Raw genomic sequence first — 22,425 nt, forward strand, 5'->3', positions numbered from 1 at the left:
TCGATCAAATGGCGAATTGGAGGGACAGGTAGGCGCCGCGTTGGCGTTTGGGTTGGACGGCCGGTGCGATCGCCCCCAAGTCCACATAGGCAGCGGTGACGGAGAAGCGCTTGCTGGGCGCCCAGGCCACGAAGGCGTCGAACCAATCTTGCTCGCGCAGGGCGCCGGCGCCCAACACGCTGCGCTCGAGGTTGTTCGGCTTGAGGCGGGCCTCCACGCCCACGGCCACGCTGGGCGACAGCAGCTTGACCACGGACAGCTCGGGCATCAGCTGCCAGCGGCGGCCCTCGGCGCCGCCATGGCCCAGCAGGCCGTTTTGGTTGGCGCGCGTGGCGCGCAGGGTCAGGTTGGTCAGCACGCCGGGCGCCAGCCACAGTTTGGTGGCGCTGATGTAGGCCTCGCTGCCGCTGCGCTTGGCACCCAAGGGACCGGTGAGCGTGGGCGTGAGGTCGTTGGCCTTGGCACGCTTGTGCAAGAGCCCGACGGCCACTTGGGGCATCCAACGGTCGCTGTCGAGCACGGCGTCACCGGCGAGGCGCCACTTGGCGCCGACGATGTCTTGCTCCAACTGCAAGCCGGGCAGGCCCAATGGGGCAAGGTTGTTCTCGGTGTCCAGGCGCTGGCGGGCCAGGCTGAACTCCAGGCGGTCGTCCCATGCCAAGGCCGCGCCCATCACCCGAAGCCCGTAGTTGCTGGTGGTGGCGCGGGTGACGAAGGCGGTGCCGCCCCACTCGCCTTGCGTGGCGTAACTGCCGGTCACGGCCCAGGGGGTAAGCCCACCGCCGGCGGCGCCGTCGATGGTGGAGACGCCGCCGGTCAGCAGCAGCTTGCCGTCGCCGGCCTGGGCGGGCAGTGCAAGGGCGATGGCCAGGGCAAGGGTGGCCAATGAGGGCAGGGAATGGAGGGAATGCATGGAGACTCCGTCGTTGTGCGATGGAGCACCTTACGCAGCCGCGTGTCGCTTGGATGCAGTGGGGGAATTGGCCCTGCTGCCGGCGTGACGGGCGTCACACTCGGCGGCGCCCGAACCTCAGCGCGACCGGGTGCTGGTGACCCAGGTCGGCAGATCCCACGCGCCGCCAGCAGTGATGAACTTGCATTGGCCGGTGGTGTGGGCCTCGCTGCGGGCGAAGCGCTGACCGTCCCAAGTCCAAGATTCGCTGCTCCAACAGTCCCCCAAGCCCCGGCCCTTGTGCGAGGCGGTGACCTCGTTGTCGCCAATGTCCGAGGCCGAGTCGGTCACCATCACCGGGGCGTAGGGGGGACGTTCGTTCACGATCCATACGCCGGCACCGAAGTTGTAGGCCGCCATCCAGCACGGGGCGCTGACCAGCAACTGCTGGCCGCTGAGGCGACGCACCTCCCAGGTGGTCGGTGCTTGCTCCATCAGCCGGTCGCAATTGCCGCCGGCCGCGGTGGCGCGCAGCGCGGCCAGAAGGGCTGGGCCTTGCCGTGCTGGCCATGTCCGGTCGGTCTCGGTGGTGGGCGGCACGGCGGCGGCCTGCAGTTGGGGCGCGGGTCGGGGGCCAGGCACCTGGCCCTCGTCGCGCTGGCCGCGGGCCACCAGCGCACTGGGCGTGCCCAAGCGGCCTTGCGCCTCGTCCATCTTCAGCAGCACGGCGCGGGCACCTTGGTCGGACAACATCCACTCGGCCTTGCCGCGGCGCCAGCTCACCTCGACCTGCGCGCCCGGCAAGGCCTGGAGCAAGGCGCTTGCTTGTGCTGGGCTCAATCGCCCAACGAAGTTGGTTTCACTCAGCCGAACGACGCCCAGCGAGCGGCCCTGGACCCACATCGTCAGCACCGGGTTGGGTGGCAGCGTCATCACAGCCGGGTGGTCCTGGTAGCTGCCGAGCATCAGTTCCACCGTGGGCCGCGTTCGCGGCCCGGGCCGACGCGTCACGAGGATGGACACCGGCAGCTCGGCGCTGTCCTGCTGGTAACCGGCGGCGCGGCAGGTGCCGGTGTTGTCGCAAGCCACTTCCCAGTCCTTGTGTGAGAAGTGAAGGCCTTCTGCGCCCCAAGGCGCCACGTCGGCCGCAGCAGCCAGGCCCAGTGCGGGAACAAGCGCAAGCAACAACAACGGCGGCTTCATGGCGATTACAGGGGTGAGGATGCCCAATTGTTGGCCATGCGCTCGCTACCATCGGCCGCCATGAGCGACGACACCGACACCTGGGGTTTTGCCCCGCCCCCGTTCAACGCCGAGGCCTCGCTGGTGCAATTCAAGCGCAGCCTGCGTGAGATGGGCCTGAGCGAACGCGCCAGCGGCTTCGAGCTCAAAGGGCGCCAGGCATTGGCCTACGAGCTCAAGGATGGCGCGATCGCGCTGCGCCTGGCCCGGCGGCTGACCTTGCGCACTCCCGATTGGGACGCGATGGCGGTGCGCAGTGGGGCCGACCAACGCAAGGTTCTGGACGAGATCAAGCGCCGGCTGGCGCGCTGGCAAGACGAAGACTGAAGTTCAAGTTAGTTTGGGCAGCGGCAAGGACAGCGCCAAGGCCGTGCCGGTGCCCACGTCCAGCCAATCGCGGGGCGCGGGGCTGAACACGTCGAGGCGTCCCCCCAGGCGTTGCGCCCGCGCCGCGAGGCTGCGGCGCCCGGTGCCTTCGGGCGCCGCGGGGTCGATGCCCTGGCCATCGTCAATCCACCAAAGGATCACATGGCTGGGCGTGCGCGACGTGCCCACCGTGATCCGCCGTGCTTGGGCGTGCCTCACGGTGTTGGCCAAGGCCTCCTGCAGGAAACGCACCAATTCGAGCGCGCCACTGCCGCGCAAGCAGGGCAGGGTGGGGGCGTCCATCACGCGCCAGTCCATCTCCAAGCCGGCGCTGCGCAGCATGCCCGCCACCCGGTGCCGCCAACTGCCCAACAGCACGCCCAGGTCGCCTTGGTCTTCGGTCAAGGTGTCGACCGAAAGGCGCATTTCCAGCAGGCATTCGTCGATGGCTTGGGCCAGCTTGCTGGGGGTCAGCTCGCGCGCTTGCAAGCGAAGGGTCAACAGCCGGGCGCCCAAGCCGTCGTGCAGGTCCTGGAGCAGGCGCTGGCGCTGCTCCCCCGCAGCTTGCTCGCGCTCGGCTTGGGCCTTGGCGGCGTAGGCCGCCTCCAAGGCCTGCGTGCGGCGTTTCAGTTCGCGCGAAAGTTCATCGCGGAGCGCCTTCTCACGCCGCGCGCTTTGCACGAAATGCCGCTGCAGCATCAGCACCACCCAAAGCACCCAGCCGGCGTGGGCCAGGGTGTTGCTGTCGACCATGGGGGCGCGCAGGGCCAACGAGGCCAAACTTACCCAGGCCCAGGTGAAGGCCGACAGCCCCACGAGCAGCGCATTGCCCCACTGCGCAATGCTGGGGCGGCGGGCCAGGCAATGCAAAGCCAAGCCGAGCGCCGTGGTCAAGAGCAGGGCCCGGCTGCCCAAGGCCCACCAAGGCCAGGGATGGCTGAAATCGCTCCAGGACAAATAGTGAAAGGCCGCCCACAGATCGATGGGCAACCCCGCGGCGAGCACCGCGATCAGAAAGCGACGCAACCCTGGGGTCCAAACCCCGGCCCAATGGGCCACCACGGCCACCTGCAGGGCTTTGGCGATCAGGTCGGCCGCATCGAGCAGCATGCGCCACCAGGGCGTGGGCAAGGGCTGTTGGCTCAGGACGTATGGAGCGAGCAGCAAGGCCAGCAAGGCCACGTGCGCAGCGCTGACGAGGTACAGGGGCTCCTCGCGCCGAACCCAGCCCACCAGGCCCAGGAACAAAGCGGCCAACACCGCCCCACCGGCCGTGAAACCGCGCAATGCCTGCCACATGCGCCGCGAGGCATCCTGGTCGAGCACCACCTCGCGTGGGCCCAGCATTGGGGCGTTGAGGGATTGCCGCTGCGTCAAGGGGGCTTCCAGCCGCAACTGCAAGCGTTGCGACCCCGCTTGCAAGAGGGTGGACGGCAGGGTCAATTGAAGGTGCCGCATGCCCACCAACAACTGACGGCGCGACGGGTCGGCGAGCGCGTCGGGGTCGGGATCGGCCAGCAGGGCACCGTTGAGGTAGACCCGCACGTAGGGTCGGTACTCCAAGGCCAAGGCCCACACCTCGCCCTCGCGCGGCGCTGAGGGCAAGTCGGCTTCCAGCCACAGCACGCCCGTGCCTTCGGACAAGCGCCGCAGGGGCAGGGTCACCGTGGGGGCCTGGGCCAACTCGCTGGGCGGCCGCGCGGCGTCAGAGGCCAGCGTGCGCCACTCAGACAGGCGCACCAGGCGGGCATCGCTCTCTTGTTGCAAGGATTGCCACTGCACGCCGGCCACGAGCGCCAAGGGCAGCAGCAGGGCCAACAGCCAGCGCCAAGCCACACCGGGCCAGGCCAAGGGGGGGCGCGGGTGTCGGTGCGCGATGCTGCCCATCAGTCCACCGCGAGGGGCAGGGTCACCGGGCCGTCGTTCACGAGGCTGACCTGCATGTCGGCCGCGAAGACCCCGAACGCGACCTGGGGGTGGAGTTCGCGCGCGTCGGCCACCAGCGCGTCCCACAGGCTGCGGGCTTGCGCGGGCGGGGCGGCAGCGGAAAAGCTCGGGCGGGTGCCGCCGCGCGTGTCGGCCGCCAGGGTGAACTGACTCACCAGCAGCAGGCCCCCGGCCACGTCCTGCAGGCTTCGGTTCATCTTGCCGGCCTCGTCGGCAAACACCCGCAGTTTGAGCAGCTTGGCCAGCAGGCGCCGGCCGGTCTCTGGCGTGTCGCTGGGCTCGGCGCACACCAAGACCAACAGCCCACGCCCGATGGCGCCGACGACCAAGCCGTCCACGCGCACTTCGGCCTGCGTCACGCGCTGCAACAGGGCCTTCATGCCAAGTCCTTCGGGTCGTCGAAGTGGGCTTCCACGTCAAAGGGCAGCAATTGGATGCTGGCGCGCAAGCCCGGGACCGCCGCCATCAAGGCCTGTTCGACGGAGGTGCGGATCGCGGCGGCGCGTCCCAAGCTCCAACTGGCCGGCATGTGCATGTGCAGGTCCACGTAGCGGCGACTGCCCGCCCGTCGCGTGTGCACGTGGTCGAAGCGAACGGTGCCGTGCACGAAGCCGGCCAGCGTTGCGTCGATCTGTTCGCACAACTCGGGCTCCAGGGCGCGGTCCATCAGGCCGTCGACGGCCGCGCGAATCAGTTTCACGCCCTCGCGACCGATGTTCACCGCCATCACCAAGGCGATGCCGGCGTCCAGCCACAGCCAACCCGTGGCCTGGACGGCAACCAGTCCCACCACCACCCCGGCCGAGGTCCAGACGTCGGTCATCAAGTGCCGGGCGTCGGCCTCCAAGGCCATCGAGCGGTGTTCCTTGGAGGCTTTCAACATGCCCCAGGCCAGCGCGCCGTTCAGCGCGGAACTGACGACGGCCAGCACCAACCCCAGGCCGACCTGCTCCAGCGGTTGGGGCGCCCACAAGCGGTGCAGCGCAGCGCCGGCAATGCCCAGGGCGGCAGCCAAGATCAGCAAGCCTTCGAATCCACCGCTGAAGTACTCGGCCTTGTGGTGGCCATAGGGGTGTTCCTCGTCCGGGGGCTGGGCAGCCAAGGTCACCATGGTCAAGGCGAAGACGGCACCGGCCAAATTGACCAGGCTCTCCAGGGCGTCCGACAGCAGGCTCACGGCGTCGGTGAACCACCAAGCAGCGGTCTTCAAGGCAATGGTGACCAGGGCCACCGCCACCGACAGCTTCAAATAGGCGCGGGCTTGCATGGCTGCATTGTCCGGGGGGTTTCTAGAATGCCGGCGTCTTTGGAAAGGGCAGACCCGTGAGTGAGTGGCGTGGCGCCATCGTGGCGATCGGCTTGACGGTATTGGGGTGGAGTGCGCACGCCAAGGCCTTGCGGGTGTGCATGACCGACGTTCCTCATGCGCCTTGGCGGGTGGCCGAGAACGACGGCCGCGTGGCCGGTCAAGGACTGGATTTCGACCTGTTGCGCGATTTCCAACGCATCTCCGGCTGGACGGTGGAGTTGCAAGTCCTGTCTGGGCGCCGGTGCTTGATCGAGATCGCCGCCGGGCGCGCCGATGCCAACGTGGGCCTCAGCCACACGCCGGAGCGGGCCCAGTCGTTCCGCTTTCCGATGCGCGACGGCGAGCCCGACGCCAACTTCTCGTTGCGCCAAGACGCTTACACCCTGTACCGCCGTCGAGGCTCCACGGTCAGTTGGAACGGCCAGCAACTGAAATTGGCCGCGGGTGGCGCGGTCTTGGTGCAAGCCGGTCACTCGGTGGCCAACCAGTTGCGAGAAATGGGCGTGCCCGTCACCGAGACGGAGCGAAGCGCCTTCATGACCCTGTCCAAGGTCAAGCTCGGCGAGGCCGATGCGGCCGCGGTGTTCACCTCCGAAGGACAGGCTTTGCTGCAGGCCCACCCCCAGTTCGCCGAACTGGAGGCCATGAGCCCGGTGCTGGCCCGCAAGCACTACTTCGTGGCCTTCGGCGAACCTTTCGCCCGCCAGAACGAGGCCGAATTGGCCGGCTTGTGGCGGGCTTTCCAGCAGGCCGCCAAGGCCCCCACCTACCAGTCGGCCGTGCGCCGCGCCAAGAACGTGCGTTGAGGTCTGGCGAACGGGGCGTCGCCGAGGTCGCTGCCTAGAATCCACGGCCGTGTCGTTCCGACACGTTTTGCCCCGTCCCGATTGCCATGAGCACCTCCGTCCAAGCGCCCGACGTCACCCACATCGCCCCGCGCGAGAAGGCCGAGATCCTCAGCCAAGCGCTGCCCTACATCCAGCGCTTCCACGGCAAAACCATCGTCATCAAATACGGCGGCAACGCCATGACGGATCCGTCGTTGCAACAGGACTTCGCCGAGGACGTGGTGCTGCTCAAGCTCGTGGGCCTGAACCCGGTGGTGGTGCACGGCGGCGGGCCGCAGATCGAGAACGCGCTGAACAAGTTGGGCAAGAAGGGCACCTTCATCCAGGGCATGCGCGTCACCGACGAAGAGACCATGGGCATCGTCGAGTGGGTGCTCGCCGGCGAGGTGCAGCAAGAAATCGTGGGCCTCATCAACCAAGCGGGCGGCAAGGCCGTGGGCCTGACGGGCAAGGACGGCGCCATGATCCGCGCCAAGAAGCTCAAACTGGTCGACCAGAAGGACCCAACGGTCGAGCACGATGTGGGCCAGGTGGGCGACATCGAGTCCATCGACCCCAGCGTGGTCAAGGCCCTGCAGGACGACGCCTTCATTCCCGTCATTTCGCCCCTGGGCTTTGGCAAGCACAACGAGAGCTACAACATCAACGCCGACGTGGTCGCTGGCAAGCTGGCCGAGGTGTTGAACGCCGAAAAACTCGTGATGCTGACCAACACGCCTGGGGTGCTCGACAAGGCAGGCCAATTGCTCACCGACTTGAGCGCCCGCCAAATCGACGAGATGTTTGCCGATGGCACCTTGAGCGGCGGCATGCTGCCCAAGATTGCCTCGGCCCTGGACGCGGCCCGCGCCGGCGTTCGCGCCGTGCACATCATCGACGGCCGCGTGCCGCACGCCCTGTTGCTGGAGGTGCTGAGCGACCAGGCCTACGGCACCATGATCCGCAGCAAATGAACCCCCCGACCTCTTTCTGGTTGCCATCCCCCGACCGGGGCGCGACATGCTGGGCGCGGCCCATCGGGTCTCGGCCATGAACGAGGTTCACGCGGTCCGCGCTCGGCTCGCCCCGGGCGAGCGAAAGCTGCAAATCTTGCAGACCCTGGCCCAGATGCTGGAGGCGGGCGACCGCGTCACCACCGCGCTGTTGGCCGACAAGCTGCAACTGAGCGAGGCCGCGCTGTACCGACACTTCGCCAGCAAGGCGCAGATGTTCGAGGGCTTGATCGCCTTCATCGAGGACAGCCTGTACGGCGTGGTCACGCAGATCGGGGCGCAGCCGTTGCCGGCGAGCGATCGCGCCCGCAAGCTGGTGGTGGCCTTGCTGCAGTTCGGCGAGCGCAACCCCGGCATGGCCCGTGTGATGGTCGGCGATGCGCTGGCCCTGGAGCACGAGCGCTTGGCCGTGCGCATCCACCACCTGTTCGACCGGCTCGAATCCAGCCTGCGCCAGTGGCTGCGCGAGGGCGAGCTCGAGAGCGCCACGCCCACGGTCGACGCCAATGCCCAAGCCGCCGTGCTCATGGCCTACGCCCAAGGGCGCTTGCTGCGCTACGTGCGCTCGGGCTTTCGCGAGCGACCCACCGAGCACTGGGACGCGCAAGCGCGTTGGCTGTGAACGAGGTCCTTCTGCTGCGCCTGGTCGAGGCGGTTGAGGCCCTGGGCCTCAAAAGCACGGCCTTGGTGCCGCCTGCTGGCGACGCCCGCGCTTGGCGCTACCGCAGCCGACCGGCGCGCTTCGAGCCCATCACGCGTCTGAGTCCGCTGCGTTTGGACGAGCTGCGCGAGATCGACGCCCAGCGCGACCGCTTCGCGCGCAACTTGGCGCAGTTCGCGCAGGGGCGGGGCTTCAACCACGTGCTGCTCAGTGGCGCACGCGGCACCGGCAAGAGCTCCCTGGTCAAGGCCGCCCTCAATGCCTGGCCGGACCTGCGCTTGGTCGAGATCGACCGCGGCGACCTGGCCGACCTGCCTGAAGTGCTGGACGCCTTGGCCCAGCGCCCCGAGCGTTTCGTGGTGTTTTGCGACGACCTCAGCTTCGAGGCAGGCGATGCCGGCTACAAGAGCCTCAAAAGCGCGCTGGATGGCAGCGTGGCCGCCCAGGCCGAGCGCGTGATGATCATCGCCACCAGCAACCGCCGGCACCTGATGCCCGAGCAGCTCCGCGACAACCTCGACGCCCGCGGCCGTGGGCCCGATGGCGAGATCCACCCTGGCGAAGCGGTCGAGGAAAAAATCTCCTTGTCCGAGCGCTTCGGCCTGTGGATCAGCTTCTACCCCTTCAGCCAAGACGAGTACTGGGCCATCGCCCAGCAGTGGCTGCGACACCTGGGCGTGCCCGAGGCCCGCTTGGAGGCGCTGCGCCAGCCCGCCCTGGTGTGGGCGCTGGAGCGCGGCTCGCGCAGTGGCCGTGTGGCCTACCAATTCGCCCGCGACGTGGCGGGGCGCTTCGAATGACCGATTCCATCCTCGACAAGAAGACCACCGACGTGGCCGTGGGCGTGCTGCGCCGCGGCACCGACGAGTTCCTGCTGACTTCCCGCCCGCCCGGCAAGGTCTACCCCGGTCACTGGGAGTTCCCGGGCGGCAAGTTCGAGCCCGGCGAAGACGCCGACGCCGCGCTGCGCCGCGAGCTGCACGAAGAGCTCGGCATCGCCATCGGCGCCACCACGCCTTGGCGCGTCGAGGTGGTGGACTACCCCCACGCCCGCGTGCGCCTGCACTTCCTGACCGTGCGCGAGTGGCAGGGAGAACTGGCCATGCGCGAGGGCCAGCGCATGGCCTGGCAGCGCCTTCCTGCCACCGTGTGGCCGGTGTTGCCCGGCACCTTGCCGGTGCTGCGCTGGCTGGCCGAAGAGTTGGGCCATGCCGGCCCGACCCACCACGATGCACCGCCCGCGCCACCGCCTTGGTTGGACGAGGTGGCTTGGGACGAGCGCGGTCTGGTGCCCGCCATCGCCCAAGAAGTGGGCAGCAACGACGTGCTGATGGTGGCCTGGATGAACCGCGAGGCCCTGCTGCAAACCTGGGCCCGCGGCCAGGCCGTGTACTGGAGCCGCAGCCGCCAGCGCCTGTGGCACAAGGGCGAAGAGAGCGGCCACGTACAAACCGTGCACGACATCCGCCTGGACTGCGACCAAGACGTCATCCTGCTCAAGGTCACGCAGCAGGGCCATGAGGGCTGCGGCGTGGCCTGCCACACCGGGCGCCACTCCTGCTTTTTCCGCCAGTTGGATGGGGAGGCCTGGCAAACGGTGGAGCCCGTGCTGGTCGACCCCGAGAGGATTTACAAATGACCGACGCCGTGCTGGCCCGCGTGGCCGACACCATCGCCGCGCGCCGCGCCGCCGCCGACCCCAGCAGCAGCTACGTGGCCAAGCTCGCCGCCAAGGGCTTGGATGCCATGCTCAAGAAGGTGGGCGAAGAGGCCACCGAGTTCGTCATGGCCGCCAAAGACGGCGATGCCACGAAGCTGACCTACGAGGCCGCCGACCTGTGGTTCCACAGCCTGCTGGCCCTGGCCGAGTTCGGCGTGCGGCCCGAGGCCGTGCTGGCCGAGCTGGCCCGCCGAGAAGGGCTGTCGGGCCTGGAAGAGTTTGCCTCACGCAAGGAGTGACCCCATGGAACAACCCCAAGTGGTGCTGAGCCCCGAACAAGAACAAAGCCTGCACACGGTCAGCACCATCAGCTACCTGCTGCACCTCATCGTGGCGGTGGGCGCGGTCTTGCCCGGCTTTCAGCCCGGGGTCTTGTTGCTCTTGATTGCCGTGGTGCTGGACCTTGTGAAACGAGGCGACGCACAAGGCAGCTGGCAGGAGAGCCATTTCCGCTTCCGGCTGCGCTCGGTGCTGTTGGCCGGTTTGGCGTATCTGCTGACAGCGCCCCTCTGGGTGCTTCTGCTGGTGCCCGGCTGGATCGCCTGGTTCATCGTGTCCCTTTGGTTTTTGTACCGCATCGTTCAAGGCTGGAGCGCCTTGTCCGGTCGCCGAGCCATCCCTGATTGAGTTGCCATGAGCCAAGAACCCAACTGCATTTTTTGCAAGATCGCTGCCGGCCAGATTCCGTCCAAGAAGGTGTTCGAGGACGAGGACTTGATCGTCTTTCACGACATCGCCCCCTGGGCGCCCGTGCACCTGCTGATCGTGCCGAAGGCGCACATCGTCAGCCATGCCGACTTGACCGACGCCCATGCGGCGTTGGCCGGCAAGATGATGGTGCTGGCCCCCAAGCTGATGCGCGAGCTGGGGGTGACGGGGGGCTTCCGCACGGTCATCAACACCGGGCGCGACGGCGGCCAAGAGGTGATGCACCTGCACATGCACGTGATGGGCGGCCCGCGCCCTTGGGCCAAAGGCTGACCCTGTCTGAAACAAGGTGGCAACACGCGCCGCCTAAAATGATGAACTTCTTTCGTTGGAGCTTGCAATGGGCGGTTTGAGCATTTGGCACTGGCTGATCGTGCTGGTGGTGGTGGTGTTGGTCTTTGGCACCAAGAAGCTCAAGAACGTCGGCTCCGACCTGGGCGCCGCGGTCAAGGGTTTCAAGGACGGCATGAAAGACGGGAATACCGCGCCCAACGACCCGAACCAACGGGTCACCCAAAGCACCGACGCCAACACGGTGGACGTGCAGGCCAAAGAGAAGAGCAACTCCTGATCGCCCCGCAGCAGTTGGCAGGCACCCATGCTTGACCTGGGTCTGGACAAGCTCGCGCTGATTGGCGCGGTCGCCCTCATCGTCATCGGACCGGAGAAGCTGCCCAAGGTGGCCCGCACGGTGGGTCACATGCTGGGCAAGGCACGCCGTTACGTGGCCGACGTGAAGGCCGAGGTCAATCGCTCCATGGAAATGGAGGAGTTGGCCAAGGCACGGCAGCAGTTCCAAGATGCCGCCCAGGAGGTCTCTCAGACGCTGCACAGCACGGTCAACGAGGCGCAGGCCGGCTTGACCGACAACTGGACGGCCGACCCCGACTGGCAGCCCACGCCCTACAAGCCGCGGCGCAAGAACTGGCGTGTGCGCCGCAGCAACATGCCCGTTTGGTTCAAGCAACGGCAAGGCATCAAGCGCCAAGTGCAGTCGGGCGCGGCCCGCGTGGCGCGACACCGACCCAAGACCCCCCGATGAGCGCAAAGCCCGATCCGGAAGACGAACTGGCTGGTACGGAGCAGCCCTTCGTTGAGCACCTCATCGAACTGCGCGACCGCTTGATCCGCGCCATGGTGGCGATTGGGATCGGGTTCGCCTTGCTTTGTGTTTGGCCCACGCCAGGCGGGCTGTACGACTGGCTGGCCTTGCCCATGAGCCAGGCCTTGCCTGGCGGCACCAAGCTCATCGCCACCGGCACCTTCGCGCCGTTCATGGTGCCCCTCAAGATCACGCTGATGGGCGGGCTGCTGCTGGCGCTGCCCTACGTGCTGTACCAGGTTTGGGCCTTTGTCGCGCCCGGCCTGTACTCCCACGAAAAGCGTTTCGTGCTGCCCTTGGTGGTGTCCAGCACCGTGCTCTTCTTTGCGGGCGTGGCCTTCTGCTACTTTTTGGTGCTGCCGGCGATGTCGAAGTTCATCGTGGCGTTTGCGCCGAGCTCGATCCAGGTGGCCCCGGACATCGAACAGTACTTCGGCACGGTCTTGACCCTGTTCTTGGTCTTTGGCATCGCCTTCGAGGTGCCGATTGCCGTGGTGGTGCTGGCCTCCCTGGGCATCGTCAGCGTCGAGAAGCTCAAGGAGTGGCGTGGCTACTTTGCGGTGGCCGCCATCGTGGTGGCCGCCATCGTCACGCCGCCGGACGTGATCTCCCAGCTGGCCCTTTTCGTGCCCCTGGTGGTGCTGTACGAACTCGGCATCTGGACGGCCGTCCTGCTGCGCCGGGGGCGGGACGACCGCGAGGCCGGCGCCGACCCTTCAGCGTGACACTCGTGGCAGCGGGCGCGTTCCCACGCGCACCGTCAGCGTCAAGGGCTGGCGGTTGCGTTCGACGTTCAGCCGCGCCTCTTGCCCCGGGGCCAACGCCGTCACGACGCGCAGCAAGCCCTCGGGGCTGTCCACGGCCTGCCCCGACACGCTGACCAACACGTCGCCCGGCTGCAGCCCGGCCTTGGCGGCGGGGGCTTCGTTGACCACCCGGCTGACGAGCAGGCCGCGCTGGCTCTCGGGCAATTTCAAGGCCTCAATCAATTCCGCGTTCAAGCGCCGGGTTTCGACCCCGATCCAGCCGCGGATGACCTGGCCATCCGTCTTCAAGGCCTGCGCCACCGACTGCGCCAACTCCACCGGAATCGAGAAGCCGATGCCTTGGCTGCCGCCGCTGCGGGAGTAGATCGCGCTGTTGATGCCCACCCACTCGCCCAGGGCGTTGACCAAGGCCCCGCCGCTGTTGCCGGGGTTGATGGCCGCGTCGGTTTGGATGAAGTTCTCGAAGACGCTGATGCCCAATTGGTCGCGGCCCAGCGCGCTCACGATGCCCGAGGTCACGGTTTGCCCCACGCCAAAAGGGTTGCCGATGGCCAAAACAGGATCGCCCACGCGCAGGCGGTCCGTGCGCCCGGCCTGGGCCACGGGCAAGCGCGGCAAATCGACTTTCAGCAGGGCCAAGTCGGTTTCCGGGTCGGAGCCGATCACCGTGGCCTCGGTCTCGCGCCCATCGGCCAACTGCACCTCGATGCGCTCGGCCCCTGCCACCACGTGGTGGTTGGTCAGGATGTGGCCGTCGGCGTCGACGATCACGCCCGATCCGAGTCCCTGGGGCCCGTCGGGCGCCTCCGGGTGCCAGCGGGGCAGGGTGGCGCGGCGGCTCGGGAGTGCCGTCCGCAGCAGCACCACGGCTGGCGCGGCGCGCTCCGCCGCCGCCGCCAAGCCCGTGGCGGGCGGCATGGGCAAGGCCGGCGAGGAAGCCGGCGCTGGGGCCGAGGGCCGGAACGTCAACCACTCCGGCCGCAGGGTGGCCAGCACAAACAAGCCCGCCAAGGCCACCGTACAAGCCTGGGCAAAAATCAACCACCAACGACGCAACATGTTCAGGAACCCACCCATCGTGACCCGCACGTCAGAGATCGAACGCCACCTCCACGACTTGCTGGCCGTGGGTCAGTTTAAGGACTACGGCCCCAACGGTTTGCAGGTCCAAGGCAAGTCCGAGGTGCAGCGGGTGGTGGGCGGCGTGACGGCCAGCTTGGCCCTCATCGACGCGGCCATCGAAGCGCGCGCCGACGCGGTGCTGGTTCACCACGGGCTGTTTTGGCGCGGGCAAGACGGGCGCCTGACCGGATGGCTGGCGCAGCGCGTCAAGCGGCTCATGGCCCACGACATCAACCTGTTCGCATACCACCTCCCACTGGACGCCCACCCACAATTTGGGAACAACGCGGCCCTGGGAGCGCGCCTGGGCTGGGTGGCGGACGCGCGGTTCGGCGAGCAAGACTTGGGCTTTTGCGGCCAACTGCCTGAGCCGACCCACTTGGCCAGATTGGCTGAGCACGTGACCGAGCGTTTGGGGCGGGCGGTGGTGAGCCTGCCCGGCGATGGCCGCGTCCTGCGGCGGGTGGCGTGGTGCACCGGTGGGGCCCAGGGCTACTTCGAGTCGGCCATCGCTGCCGGAGCTGACGTGTTTTTGACCGGTGAGGTCAGCGAGCCGCAGATGCACCTGGCCGCGGAGACCGGCGTGGCCTTCATCGCCGCGGGGCACCACGCCACCGAGCGCGACGGCGTCCAGGCGCTAGGCGCGCACCTCGTCGACCGTTTTGGTCTGGCCTTCGAGTTCATCGACCTGAGCAACCCCGCATGAAGCCACTGTTGCTGAGCATGGGCGACGCGGCCGGCGTCGGTCCCGAAGTCATTGCCAAGGCCTGGGCGGCCTCGCGCGAGAGCGATGCCGTGGTGGTGGGCGATGTGGGCGTCATGCGCCGCGCCTTGCGATGCTGTGGCATCGCGCTGTCGGTGGCCCAGTTGGACCGGCCGGACGAAGAGGTCCCTGCGGGCGCCATGGGGGTTTGGTCGCCCCCGGGCCTGCCAGACTTGTCGACGCTCCCCTGGGGACGGATCGACGCCCGGGCCGGTGCTGCGGCCGCCGTTTGCATCGAGGCGGCGGTGGGGGCCATCCAGTCGGGCGCAGGCCGTGGCTTGGTCACGGCGCCGATCCACAAGGAGGCGCTGCACGCCGCCGGCGTCCACTTCCCGGGGCACACCGAGATGCTGCAGTCGCTGACCCAGTCGCCTGCCGTGCGCATGATGCTGGTCAACCGCGAGCTGCGGGTGGTGCTCGTCACCGTCCACCAGTCCTTGCGCAGCGCCTGCGACGCCGTGACGAGGGAGGCCGTGCTGACGACCTTGCGCCTGCTGCAACCCGCCATGGTCCGTTGGTTCGGCGTCGCCCAGCCGCGCATCGCGGTCGCTGGGCTCAACCCCCACGCGGGCGAGGGCGGCTTGTTCGGGGACGAGGATCTGCGAGAAATCGCGCCAGCGATCGCCGACGCCCAAGCCTTGGGCTGGGACGCGTCCGGCCCCCACGCGCCCGACACCGTCTTCATGCGTGCGCGCCAGGGCGCCTTCGACGCCGTGGTGGCGATGACCCATGACCAGGGCCTCATCCCCGTGAAGTACCTGGGCCTGGACGAGGGCGTCAACCTCACGCTGGGCTTGCCGTGGGTCCGCACCAGCCCGGACCACGGCACCGCCTTCGACCTGGCCGGCTCCGGGCGGGCCGACCCCGCCAGCTTCCGCGCCGCCTGGGACTTTGCGCGTCAGCTCACGCCTTAGCCGTTGCGGCGGGCAGCAGCGCGGCCAATTGGGCCCGGGCACGGGCGGTGGCGCGCTCGAGCAACTGGGCGCTCTCGTAACCACGCAGGCGCTCGCTCTCGCACAGCCGGCGCAGCATCCGGGCCGTCATGGTGAGGGTCTTGGGGTACTTCTCGCCCTCGGTGAAGATGAAGAAGCTGCGCCCTTGGCTGATGTGCGCCAGCTTTACCTTGCGCCAGGCGTCGCCGGTGTTCATGCGGTAGACGCATCCCACCTCCAAGTGGTCGAACAGCGCGCCCCCTCGGCTCACCGAAGGTGCTTCCGGGCTGGGCAGGCCGTCGATGCTGATGTCCACGGTCTGGAGCGGCTCGGACTCTGGCGCGCCGTCGGGTTCAAGCACGATGTCCACCGTGCCATTCCAGGCCACGTCGGCTTCGCCAATCAGGCCCACCGAACTGGCTTCGCTGTCGCCGAACACCTGCTCCAAGTCGATGTCGAGTGCGGCGGTGGCGCGGATGGCCGACGCCTCGTCCGGCACGGCCAAGCCAAAGGCGGCTTCGATCCGCTTGACCAGCAGGTTGTGATCCAGCGGCGACAGCGCAGCGGTTTTCAAGGACTCTGCGTGCACTGGCAGCAGGTCCGCGAACAACTGCTTGCGAATGGCCTCGGGGCTGTTCACCCGGTCCAGGCCTTCGTTGATCGAGCGCACCATGACCGGCAGCGTCGACAGGAACTCGCGACGCAGCGGGCTGCCGCCCTTGGGCAGCACGGACAGGGCCAGGTCCTTGCCGAGCCGGCGCATGGCCTGCGCCTGCGCTTCGCCCTCTTGGGTCGAGGCGTGAACGATCACCGGGCCCCAATCGCGGCTCAAGAAGCGCCGCAGGAACTCGGGCAAGGGCAGGTCGGCCAGGGCCTTCTCGAGCTCTTGCTGGTACTGCAGGTTCTGGCGGGCCAGGGCTTCCTTCTTGGCCAGCAGCTCGGCGGCGTCTTGGCCCTGCTGCTGAAGCGCCAAGCGGTTCTGCTCGGCGACGAAAGCCTCAAGCGCGTCGAGTTGCTCGTCGTAGAGCTTGACCTTTTCAAAGTCGCCGGCGGCGATCTCCTCGACCAGCGGAGCCACGCGCTGCAAGAAGCCCAAGCCGGGGTCTTGCGAAAAGTCCTCGTACGCGCAGGCCAGGGAGGCCAGGCGGTTGACGAAGCGCCGCACCGGGTGCTTGCGCATCGAGAAGAAGCTGGTGTCGCCCAGCGCGGCGCGCAGCACCGGCAACTGCAGGCGCGCCAGCAAGCGCGCCATTTGCGGCGGCACTTTGGGGTCCGACAGGATCGCCTCGAACAGGCTGCCCACCACGTCGATCACCATGTGATCCAAGGGCGTGTTGGCGGCTTGCTGCAGTTCACCGCGGTGCTGCTGAATCAGGTTGGCCGGCATCGGCCCGCCTGCGTCGCCCAACGCGACCGGGCTGAGCATGGGACTGCCTTGACCCAGGTGCAGCTGACGCAGCAAGCCCATCACCTGCGGGCCCACCTGGCCCAGCATCGCGCCTCCCATCGGGAAGCCGCCGCGTCCGCCCGGACTGCCAGCGCCGCTGCCGAAGGACGGGTTGCCCCCGCCGCCACCGCTTGCATTGGCGCCGGCGCCGACCGGCCCTGACGCCTCCGGGGCGCCTGCGCCACCGGGGGCGCCAGCGGCCCCGCCGCCAGACGGACGTGGGCTGCTGTCGGTGACGGCACGCAGGTCTTGCGCACGCAGTCCCCCGGCTTGGAACTCGGCGGCCAGGCTGGCGTAGCAAGACGGCATCCGCGTGGCCAGGGCGCGGGTCAGTTCCTCGCTCAGCGTCTGGCGCATGCCGGCCTGGTCCGTCAATCCATCGACCGCGGCCAAGAGCGCACGCGCCACGACGGCCGGGCGGAAGGGGTTGCGGTCGGGCCCCGCCTCGGGGTCGCCCAACACCGCCGCGGTGTAGGACTCGACCGCCCGAAGTTCCCACTCACTGCCATGGGACAACGACATGCCAATGCGGTCTGCCGCGACCAGTTGGTCCACGGCTTCTTCTTCCATCAGTGACAACTCGCCCCAACCGGTGCTGCCAAACGACTTGGGCTTGTCGTCGACCAAGCCCCACTGCGACTTCAAGCTGGATTCGAAGCGAGCCATGCAGGCACTGGCCTGCTGGCGCAGCAGCCCCTGCGTGAGCAGCATCTCGTCGCGTCGCGCCACCTTGAGCGCCGACATGGCCAGGCGCCCGGCACTTTCCACCGCGTCAGAAATGGCCGACTCGAATGCCTGGCTCAAGTGCTGCATGCCGTGCAAGAGGTGGGGGTCCATGGCGGTTTGGGTCGGTGTTCGTCAGGGCGAAAAAGGCGAAAGGGCGGCCGTTGGCCGCCCTCCATGATGCCCCAGCCTGAAAGGACCTGGGGCGACTTCGGGGTCAGCGCTTGAGTGCGTCGCGGATCTCGCGCAGCAGCACCACGTCTTCGGGCGTCGGTGGCGGGGCGCTGGGGGCCGGTGCGGGGGTCTCGCGCTTCAGGCGGTTGATCTGCTTGATCATCAAGAAGATCACGAAGGCCAGGATGATGAAGTTCAACAGCACCGACAGAAAGCTGCCATAAGCGAGCACTGCGCCCGCCTTCTTGGCTTCGGCCAGGGTCGTGGCCGTTTGGCCCGCCAAGGGAATGAAGTAGTCGCTGAAGTCCAGCCCGCCGACGATCTTGCCGATGACCGGCATGATCACGTCGCCCACCAAGGAGTCGACGATCTTGCCGAACGCGCCACCGATGATCACGCCGACGGCCAAGTCAACGACGTTGCCTTTGACGGCGAACTCGCGAAATTCCGAGAAAAAACTCATGTTGCACCTGCTGGGGGAAAGCGGCGATTTTCTCGAGCGCGCCCCCTGACCCGCCCTCCGGCTTACCCGTAGGCCTCGGTCGGGCTCAGCCCCAGGGGAGGGGCTTGACCCTGGGGCTAGAATGCCGCCCGCCTTCCGAGGGGAAGCCATGGCTTGCCCTCCCCCTCCAAAAAAGAACCCACCAAGGATGCCCATGAGCGACCACGCTGTGGATCAAAGCAAACGCACCTGGATGATCGCCACCGGTTGCGCCGGTGCGGCCGGCGGTGCTGCCGTCGCGGTGCCTTTCATCAGCACCTTCGCCCCTTCCGAGCGCGCCAAAGCCGCCGGTGCACCGGTCGAAGTGGACATCTCGACCCTCAAGCCCGGTGAGAAGCTGACCGTCGAATGGCGCGGCAAACCGGTGTGGATCGTTCGCCGCACCCCCGAGCAACTGGAGGCCCTGAGCAAGACCACGCCCCAGGTCGCCGATCCGGACAGCAAGCGCACGGCGTACCCGACGCCCGAGTACGCGCGCAACGCGCACCGCTCCATCAAGCCCGAGGTGTTCGTGGCTGTGGGCATCTGCTCGCACTTGGGCTGCTCGCCGACCGACAAATTCCAGACCGGCGCTCAGCCCTCACTGCCCGACGACTGGGCAGGCGGCTTCCTGTGCCCTTGCCACGGTTCGACCTTTGACATGGCCGGCCGCGTGTTCAAAAACAAGCCGGCGCCGGACAACCTCGAAGTCCCCCCGCACATGTACCTGAGCGACAGCAAGCTGCTGATCGGCGAAGACAAGGCATAAGGAAACCCCATGGCCGAATTCAAGGAAGCGCCCGCGGGCGCATCGCTGGGCGTGCAGACCATGACGTGGCTGGAGAACCGGTTCCCGACCGCGTTCGACGCCTACAAGGTGCACATGGCGGAGTACTACGCGCCCAAGAACTTCAACTGGTGGTACATCTTCGGTTCGTTGGCGCTGTTGGTGCTGGTGATCCAAATCGTCACCGGCATCTTCTTGGTGATGCACTACAAGCCGGACGCCGGCTTGGCCTTCGGCTCGGTCGAGTTGAGCATCATGCGCGACGTCGACTGGGGATGGTTGGTCCGCTACATGCACTCCACCGGGGCCTCGGCCTTCTTCGTGGTGGTTTACCTGCACATGTTCCGCGGCCTTCTGTACGGGTCGTACCGCAAGCCCCGCGAACTGGTGTGGATCTTCGGCTGCGCGATCTTTTTGTGCCTGATGGGCGAGGCCTTCTTCGGCTACCTGCTCCCCTGGGGCCAAATGAGCTACTGGGGTGCGCAGGTGATCGTGAACCTGTTCGCCGCGATCCCCTACGTGGGCGAGACGCTGTCGCTGTTCATCCGAGGTGACTTCGTCGTGAGCGATGCGACGCTGAACCGCTTCTTCAGCTTCCACGTGATTGCCATTCCCCTGGTGCTGTTGGGCCTGGTGGTGGCGCACTTGCTGGCGTTGCACGATGTGGGCTCGAACAACCCCGACGGCGTGGAAATCAAGGCCAAGAAGGATGCGCAGGGCAAGCCGCTGGACGGCATTCCCTTCCATCCCTACTACACGGTGCACGATATCTTCGCCGTCAGTCTGTTCTTGATCGTGTTCTCGGCCGTGGTCTTCTTTGCGCCTGAGATGGGCGGCTACTTCCTGGAGTTCAACAACTTCATCCCGGCCGACCCGCTGAAGACCCCCGCGCACATCGCTCCGGTGTGGTACTTCACGCCGTTCTACTCGATGTTGCGCGCCACCACCTCGGACTTCATGCCGGTGTTGTGGGCCTTCTTCGTGGCGGTCGGTTGGGTGTCGGTGCGGCGCTCCACCTGGCCCGCGATCCTGAAGACGGGGTACTGGGGCTTGATGGCCTTGGCGTTCTTCGCGTTTGGCGTTGCCAAGGTCTTGCTGGGCTGGGCCGGTGTGGAACTGGCCAACCCGCTGATCGATGCGCTGCTGGGGGGCTACGACGCCAAGTTCTGGGGCGTGGTGGTCATGGGCGGCTCGGTCGTGATCCTGTTCTTCCTGCCCTGGCTGGACCAGAGCCCGGTCAAGTCGATCCGTTACCGCCCCGACGGCCACACCTGGGTCTACGTGGTGTTCGTGCTGTTCTTTGTCGTGCTGGGCTACTTGGGCATCCAGCCTCCCAGCGTCGCTGGCACGTTGGTGGCGCAAGTCGGCACCTTGTTCTACTTTGGCTTCTTCTTGCTGATGCCGTGGTGGAGCCGCAAGGGCGAATTCAAGCCGGTGCCCGATCGCGTCACCTTCGCTGCCCACTGACCCCATCCGGAGCCGAATCGAATGAAAAAAATCCTCGCCTCGCTGGTCTGTGGATGGGCCCTGGCCACTTCGGCCTTGGCCGCGGGGGACGGCGCCCCCTGGGATCGCTTCCCGGCCGAAAAGATGAGCGACATGGCCGCCCTGCAAAACGGGGCCAAGCTGTTCGCCAACTACTGCTTGAACTGCCACTCGGCGCAGTTCCAGCGCTACAACAAGCTGCGTGACATTGGGTTGACGGACCAGCAGATCAAGGACAACTTGATGTTTGCTGGCGAGAAAGTCGGCGACACCATGCGCATCGCCATGGACCCGAAGCAAGCCAAAGACTGGTTCGGGGCAACGCCGCCCGACCTGACCTTGGTGGCGCGTTCGCGCGCCGGCTCGCAGGGTTCGGGGGCCGACTACCTGTACACCCTGTGGCGCTCGTACTACCGCGATGACACCAAGGCCACGGGCTGGAACAACCTCGTGTTCCCGTCCATCGGCATGCCTCACGTTCTGTGGGAGTTGCAAGGCGAGCGCACGCCGGTGTTCAAGGAGATCGAGTCGCACGGTCACACTGCGCACGTCTTCACCGGTGAATGGACGGTCGTCAAGCCCGGCAAGATGACCCAGGCCGAGTACGACAGTGCCGTGGGTGACTTGGTGGCCTACTTGGCCTGGACCGCTGAACCCATGCAAGCCCAGCGCTACCGTTTGGGCGTTGGCGTGTTGATCTTCCTGGGCATCTTCTCGGTGCTGGCGTGGCGTCTGAATGCCGCGTTCTGGAAGGACGTGAAGTAAGCCTTCGGCTTGCCCCCTTGCGCAGTGCGCACCCACACGGTGTGCACTGCGTTTTGTTTTTGCTGTTGATCGACTGACTCGGAGTCCACCACCATGATGGTTCTCTACTCGGGCACCACCTGCCCATACTCGCACCGTTGCCGCTTTGTCCTGTTCGAGAAGGGCATGGATTTCGAGATCCGCGACGTCGACCTGTTCGCCAAGCCCGAAGACATCGCGCTGATGAACCCGTACAACGACGTGCCGATCCTGGTCGAGCGCGACCTGATCTTGTACGAGTCGAACATCATCAACGAGTACATCGACGAGCGCTTTCCCCATCCGCAGTTGATGCCCGGGGACCCGCTGGCCCGCGCGCGTGTTCGCCTGTTCCTGCTGAACTTCGAGAAAGAGCTGTTCGCCTACGTGAACATCCTCGAGAACCGCAGCGGCGGCCCCAAGCCGACCGACAAACAGTTGGAAAAGGCCCGCAGCCAGATCCGCGACCGCCTGACTCAGTTGGCGCCGATCTTCTTGAAGAACAAGTTCATGCTGGGCGACGACTTCTCGATGCTCGACGTCGCCATCGCTCCGCTGTTGTGGCGCCTGGACTACTACGGCATCGACATGTCGAAGAACGCCGCTCCCTTGCTGAAGTACGCGGAGCGCATCTTCTCGCGCCCGGCCTACATCGAAGCGCTGACGCCGTCGGAAAAGGTCATGCGCCGCTGATGGACCTGCCCGCCGAACTCCCGTCGACCCGCCCGTACTTGATCCGGGCCATGCACCAGTGGTGCACGGATCATGGCTTCACGCCTCATTTGGCCGTGAAAGTGGGGCCGGGCGTGCGTGTGCCGATGGAACATGTGCACGATGGCCAAATCGTGCTCAACGTCGGCATGGAGGCCACCCAAGGCCTGGAGTTGGGCAACGACTGGATCGCGTTCAAGGCCCGCTTTGGCGGGGTGGCGCGCGACCTGCTGGTGCCCGTCGATCACGTCTTGGCGATTTATGCCCGCGAGAACGGCCAGGGCATGGCCTTTCCGGCTCCGGCCGAGCGCACCGAGTCGGCATCCATGGAGGAGGACGATGCGGTTGAACCCACGGGGCTCCGGTTGGCGCCCGAGCCCGTGAAATCGTCGGATGCAGCACCGCCGCCCGACGGGCCGGCGCCGCGCCCAACCCTCAAGCGTGTCAAATGAAGGGGTGGGGC

General features: G+C 67.1%; 27 protein-coding genes and 1 pseudogene. 20 read left to right on the forward strand and 8 right to left on the reverse strand.

Translation table 11 applies throughout. The features are described from left to right. Positions 1-4 precede the first annotated feature (4 nt). Both EOD73_RS16605 and EOD73_RS16610 read right to left on the reverse strand, forming a co-directional pair. Positions 5-913: a DUF3034 family protein gene (locus tag EOD73_RS16605; RefSeq protein WP_127684168.1), complete on the reverse strand. Its 909-nt coding sequence runs from the start codon at positions 911-913 to the stop codon at positions 5-7. A gap of 117 nt (positions 914-1,030) precedes the next feature. Continuing rightward, positions 1,031-2,095 carry a DUF1176 domain-containing protein gene (locus EOD73_RS16610; protein WP_127684169.1) on the reverse strand — a complete coding sequence of 355 codons (1,065 nt, stop codon included), beginning with the start codon at positions 2,093-2,095 and terminating at the stop codon, positions 1,031-1,033. Positions 2,096-2,155: 60 nt separating this feature from the next. Here EOD73_RS16610 and EOD73_RS16615 point away from each other — a divergent pair, with 60 nt between their 5' ends. Further along, positions 2,156-2,461: a hypothetical protein gene (locus EOD73_RS16615; RefSeq protein ID WP_127684170.1), complete on the forward strand. Its 306-nt coding sequence runs from the start codon at positions 2,156-2,158 to the stop codon at positions 2,459-2,461. Positions 2,462-2,464: 3 nt separating this feature from the next. Here the strand turns inward: EOD73_RS16615 and EOD73_RS16620 are convergent, their stop codons facing one another. Genes EOD73_RS16620 through EOD73_RS16630 form a run of 3 tightly spaced genes read right to left on the reverse strand, consistent with a single transcriptional unit; the run spans position 2,465 to position 5,714 of the window. Then, the gene (locus EOD73_RS16620) at positions 2,465-4,351 is read right to left on the reverse strand and encodes a sensor histidine kinase (RefSeq protein ID WP_127684171.1); all 1,887 of its coding nucleotides are present in this window, start codon (positions 4,349-4,351) and stop codon (positions 2,465-2,467) included. A gap of 35 nt (positions 4,352-4,386) precedes the next feature. After that, on the reverse strand, positions 4,387-4,827 hold the full coding sequence (dtd, locus tag EOD73_RS16625; RefSeq protein ID WP_127684172.1) for a D-aminoacyl-tRNA deacylase: 441 nt from the start codon (positions 4,825-4,827) through the stop codon (positions 4,387-4,389). Further along, entirely contained in the window at positions 4,824-5,714 is an 891-nt protein-coding gene (locus EOD73_RS16630) for a cation diffusion facilitator family transporter (protein WP_127684173.1), read from the reverse strand. Before EOD73_RS16630 ends, dtd begins: the two co-directional genes overlap by 4 nt. Before the next feature lie 56 nt (positions 5,715-5,770). Between EOD73_RS16630 and EOD73_RS16635 the strand changes: the two genes are divergently transcribed. From EOD73_RS16635 to tatC, 12 genes and pseudogenes are all read left to right on the forward strand, one after another. Then, complete coding sequence (locus EOD73_RS16635; RefSeq protein ID WP_127684174.1) at positions 5,771-6,562, forward strand: substrate-binding periplasmic protein; 792 nt, start codon at positions 5,771-5,773, stop codon at positions 6,560-6,562. A gap of 86 nt (positions 6,563-6,648) precedes the next feature. Further along, the gene (argB, locus tag EOD73_RS16640) at positions 6,649-7,557 is read left to right on the forward strand and encodes an acetylglutamate kinase (protein ID WP_127684175.1); all 909 of its coding nucleotides are present in this window, start codon (positions 6,649-6,651) and stop codon (positions 7,555-7,557) included. A gap of 76 nt (positions 7,558-7,633) precedes the next feature. Further along, the gene (gene slmA / locus EOD73_RS16645; RefSeq protein WP_240660764.1) at positions 7,634-8,218 is read left to right on the forward strand and encodes a nucleoid occlusion factor SlmA; all 585 of its coding nucleotides are present in this window, start codon (positions 7,634-7,636) and stop codon (positions 8,216-8,218) included. Beyond that, positions 8,215-9,057 (forward strand): ATP-binding protein, encoded by an 843-nt coding sequence (locus tag EOD73_RS16650; protein ID WP_127684177.1) that lies wholly within the window; start codon positions 8,215-8,217, stop codon positions 9,055-9,057. The genes slmA and EOD73_RS16650 overlap by 4 nt, the downstream gene beginning before the upstream one ends. Then, positions 9,054-9,374, forward strand: a pseudogene (locus tag EOD73_RS17880) (NUDIX domain-containing protein); the annotation flags it as partial. The gene EOD73_RS16650 and the pseudogene EOD73_RS17880, both read left to right, overlap by 4 nt. A gap of 84 nt (positions 9,375-9,458) precedes the next feature. Continuing rightward, on the forward strand, positions 9,459-9,896 hold the full coding sequence (hisI, locus tag EOD73_RS16655; protein ID WP_310733064.1) for a phosphoribosyl-AMP cyclohydrolase: 438 nt from the start codon (positions 9,459-9,461) through the stop codon (positions 9,894-9,896). Continuing rightward, positions 9,893-10,216 carry a phosphoribosyl-ATP diphosphatase gene (locus EOD73_RS16660; protein ID WP_127684178.1) on the forward strand — a complete coding sequence of 108 codons (324 nt, stop codon included), beginning with the start codon at positions 9,893-9,895 and terminating at the stop codon, positions 10,214-10,216. The genes hisI and EOD73_RS16660 overlap by 4 nt, the downstream gene beginning before the upstream one ends. A gap of 4 nt (positions 10,217-10,220) precedes the next feature. Then, entirely contained in the window at positions 10,221-10,604 is a 384-nt protein-coding gene (locus EOD73_RS16665; RefSeq protein WP_127684179.1) for a DUF4870 family protein, read from the forward strand. A 6-nt stretch (positions 10,605-10,610) separates the two neighbouring features. Then, complete coding sequence (locus EOD73_RS16670; protein WP_127684180.1) at positions 10,611-10,958, forward strand: histidine triad nucleotide-binding protein; 348 nt, start codon at positions 10,611-10,613, stop codon at positions 10,956-10,958. 67 nt (positions 10,959-11,025) lie between these two features. Continuing rightward, positions 11,026-11,256 carry a Sec-independent protein translocase subunit TatA gene (gene tatA, locus EOD73_RS16675; protein WP_127684181.1) on the forward strand — a complete coding sequence of 77 codons (231 nt, stop codon included), beginning with the start codon at positions 11,026-11,028 and terminating at the stop codon, positions 11,254-11,256. Between the two features lie 27 nt (positions 11,257-11,283). Further along, positions 11,284-11,727, forward strand: coding sequence for a Sec-independent protein translocase protein TatB (gene tatB, locus EOD73_RS16680; protein ID WP_127684182.1), 444 nt, complete (start codon positions 11,284-11,286; stop codon positions 11,725-11,727). Beyond that, on the forward strand, positions 11,724-12,512 hold the full coding sequence (gene tatC, locus EOD73_RS16685) for a twin-arginine translocase subunit TatC (protein ID WP_127684183.1): 789 nt from the start codon (positions 11,724-11,726) through the stop codon (positions 12,510-12,512). Before tatB ends, tatC begins: the two co-directional genes overlap by 4 nt. Here the strand turns inward: tatC and EOD73_RS16690 are convergent. Further along, positions 12,504-13,613, reverse strand: coding sequence for a S1C family serine protease (locus EOD73_RS16690; RefSeq protein WP_127684184.1), 1,110 nt, complete (start codon positions 13,611-13,613; stop codon positions 12,504-12,506). The genes tatC and EOD73_RS16690 overlap by 9 nt on opposite strands. 19 nt (positions 13,614-13,632) lie before the next feature. Between EOD73_RS16690 and EOD73_RS16695 the strand changes: the two genes are divergently transcribed. Both EOD73_RS16695 and pdxA read left to right on the forward strand, forming a co-directional pair. Continuing rightward, positions 13,633-14,382 (forward strand): Nif3-like dinuclear metal center hexameric protein, encoded by a 750-nt coding sequence (locus tag EOD73_RS16695; protein WP_240660765.1) that lies wholly within the window; start codon positions 13,633-13,635, stop codon positions 14,380-14,382. Then, entirely contained in the window at positions 14,379-15,353 is a 975-nt protein-coding gene (gene pdxA / locus EOD73_RS16700) for a 4-hydroxythreonine-4-phosphate dehydrogenase PdxA (protein ID WP_240660766.1), read from the forward strand. Before EOD73_RS16695 ends, pdxA begins: the two co-directional genes overlap by 4 nt. On the opposite strand, the gene EOD73_RS16705 is transcribed toward pdxA, so the two are convergent. After that, entirely contained in the window at positions 15,343-17,655 is a 2,313-nt protein-coding gene (locus EOD73_RS16705; protein WP_127684186.1) for a DUF1631 family protein, read from the reverse strand. The two genes, pdxA and EOD73_RS16705, sit on opposite strands and share 11 nt — an antisense overlap. 103 nt (positions 17,656-17,758) lie before the next feature. Further along, positions 17,759-18,178 (reverse strand): large conductance mechanosensitive channel protein MscL, encoded by a 420-nt coding sequence (gene mscL, locus EOD73_RS16710; RefSeq protein ID WP_127684187.1) that lies wholly within the window; start codon positions 18,176-18,178, stop codon positions 17,759-17,761. Positions 18,179-18,371: 193 nt separating this feature from the next. Between mscL and petA the strand changes: the two genes are divergently transcribed. From petA to EOD73_RS16735, 5 genes are all read left to right on the forward strand, one after another. Then, positions 18,372-18,965: a ubiquinol-cytochrome c reductase iron-sulfur subunit gene (petA, locus tag EOD73_RS16715; RefSeq protein WP_127684188.1), complete on the forward strand. Its 594-nt coding sequence runs from the start codon at positions 18,372-18,374 to the stop codon at positions 18,963-18,965. Between the two features lie 9 nt (positions 18,966-18,974). Continuing rightward, positions 18,975-20,450 carry a cytochrome b gene (locus EOD73_RS16720; protein ID WP_127684189.1) on the forward strand — a complete coding sequence of 492 codons (1,476 nt, stop codon included), beginning with the start codon at positions 18,975-18,977 and terminating at the stop codon, positions 20,448-20,450. A gap of 21 nt (positions 20,451-20,471) precedes the next feature. Further along, positions 20,472-21,233 carry a cytochrome c1 gene (locus tag EOD73_RS16725; protein ID WP_127684190.1) on the forward strand — a complete coding sequence of 254 codons (762 nt, stop codon included), beginning with the start codon at positions 20,472-20,474 and terminating at the stop codon, positions 21,231-21,233. A gap of 93 nt (positions 21,234-21,326) precedes the next feature. Further along, the gene (locus EOD73_RS16730; RefSeq protein WP_127684191.1) at positions 21,327-21,944 is read left to right on the forward strand and encodes a glutathione S-transferase N-terminal domain-containing protein; all 618 of its coding nucleotides are present in this window, start codon (positions 21,327-21,329) and stop codon (positions 21,942-21,944) included. Then, positions 21,944-22,414: a ClpXP protease specificity-enhancing factor gene (locus tag EOD73_RS16735; RefSeq protein WP_127684192.1), complete on the forward strand. Its 471-nt coding sequence runs from the start codon at positions 21,944-21,946 to the stop codon at positions 22,412-22,414. The genes EOD73_RS16730 and EOD73_RS16735 overlap by 1 nt, the downstream gene beginning before the upstream one ends. Positions 22,415-22,425 lie beyond the last annotated feature (11 nt).

It is taken from the genome of Inhella crocodyli, assembly GCF_004004565.1.
GTDB lineage: Bacteria > Pseudomonadota > Gammaproteobacteria > Burkholderiales > Burkholderiaceae_C > Inhella > Inhella crocodyli.

Bases quoted from the DNA above. Each gene is read 5' to 3' on its own strand.
- mscL (WP_127684187.1), bottom strand. From the start codon at position 18,178: ATGAGTTTTTTCTCGGAATTTCGCGAGTTCGCCGTCAAAGGCAACGTC.
- EOD73_RS16670 (WP_127684180.1), top strand. From the start codon at position 10,611: ATGAGCCAAGAACCCAACTGCATTTTTTGCAAGATCGCTGCCGGCCAG.
- dtd (WP_127684172.1), bottom strand. From the start codon at position 4,827: ATGAAGGCCCTGTTGCAGCGCGTGACGCAGGCCGAAGTGCGCGTGGAC.
- EOD73_RS16610 (WP_127684169.1), bottom strand. From the start codon at position 2,095: ATGAAGCCGCCGTTGTTGTTGCTTGCGCTTGTTCCCGCACTGGGCCTG.
- EOD73_RS16725 (WP_127684190.1), top strand. From the start codon at position 20,472: ATGAAAAAAATCCTCGCCTCGCTGGTCTGTGGATGGGCCCTGGCCACT.
- EOD73_RS16605 (WP_127684168.1), bottom strand. From the start codon at position 913: ATGCATTCCCTCCATTCCCTGCCCTCATTGGCCACCCTTGCCCTGGCC.
- EOD73_RS16705 (WP_127684186.1), bottom strand. From the start codon at position 17,655: ATGGACCCCCACCTCTTGCACGGCATGCAGCACTTGAGCCAGGCATTC.
- EOD73_RS16660 (WP_127684178.1), top strand. From the start codon at position 9,893: ATGACCGACGCCGTGCTGGCCCGCGTGGCCGACACCATCGCCGCGCGC.
- petA (WP_127684188.1), top strand. From the start codon at position 18,372: ATGAGCGACCACGCTGTGGATCAAAGCAAACGCACCTGGATGATCGCC.
- argB (WP_127684175.1), top strand. From the start codon at position 6,649: ATGAGCACCTCCGTCCAAGCGCCCGACGTCACCCACATCGCCCCGCGC.
- slmA (WP_240660764.1), top strand. From the start codon at position 7,634: ATGAACGAGGTTCACGCGGTCCGCGCTCGGCTCGCCCCGGGCGAGCGA.
- EOD73_RS16615 (WP_127684170.1), top strand. From the start codon at position 2,156: ATGAGCGACGACACCGACACCTGGGGTTTTGCCCCGCCCCCGTTCAAC.
- tatB (WP_127684182.1), top strand. From the start codon at position 11,284: ATGCTTGACCTGGGTCTGGACAAGCTCGCGCTGATTGGCGCGGTCGCC.
- EOD73_RS16665 (WP_127684179.1), top strand. From the start codon at position 10,221: ATGGAACAACCCCAAGTGGTGCTGAGCCCCGAACAAGAACAAAGCCTG.
- pdxA (WP_240660766.1), top strand. From the start codon at position 14,379: ATGAAGCCACTGTTGCTGAGCATGGGCGACGCGGCCGGCGTCGGTCCC.
- EOD73_RS16630 (WP_127684173.1), bottom strand. From the start codon at position 5,714: ATGCAAGCCCGCGCCTATTTGAAGCTGTCGGTGGCGGTGGCCCTGGTC.
- tatC (WP_127684183.1), top strand. From the start codon at position 11,724: ATGAGCGCAAAGCCCGATCCGGAAGACGAACTGGCTGGTACGGAGCAG.
- EOD73_RS16690 (WP_127684184.1), bottom strand. From the start codon at position 13,613: ATGTTGCGTCGTTGGTGGTTGATTTTTGCCCAGGCTTGTACGGTGGCC.
- tatA (WP_127684181.1), top strand. From the start codon at position 11,026: ATGGGCGGTTTGAGCATTTGGCACTGGCTGATCGTGCTGGTGGTGGTG.
- EOD73_RS16730 (WP_127684191.1), top strand. From the start codon at position 21,327: ATGATGGTTCTCTACTCGGGCACCACCTGCCCATACTCGCACCGTTGC.
- EOD73_RS16735 (WP_127684192.1), top strand. From the start codon at position 21,944: ATGGACCTGCCCGCCGAACTCCCGTCGACCCGCCCGTACTTGATCCGG.
- EOD73_RS16720 (WP_127684189.1), top strand. From the start codon at position 18,975: ATGGCCGAATTCAAGGAAGCGCCCGCGGGCGCATCGCTGGGCGTGCAG.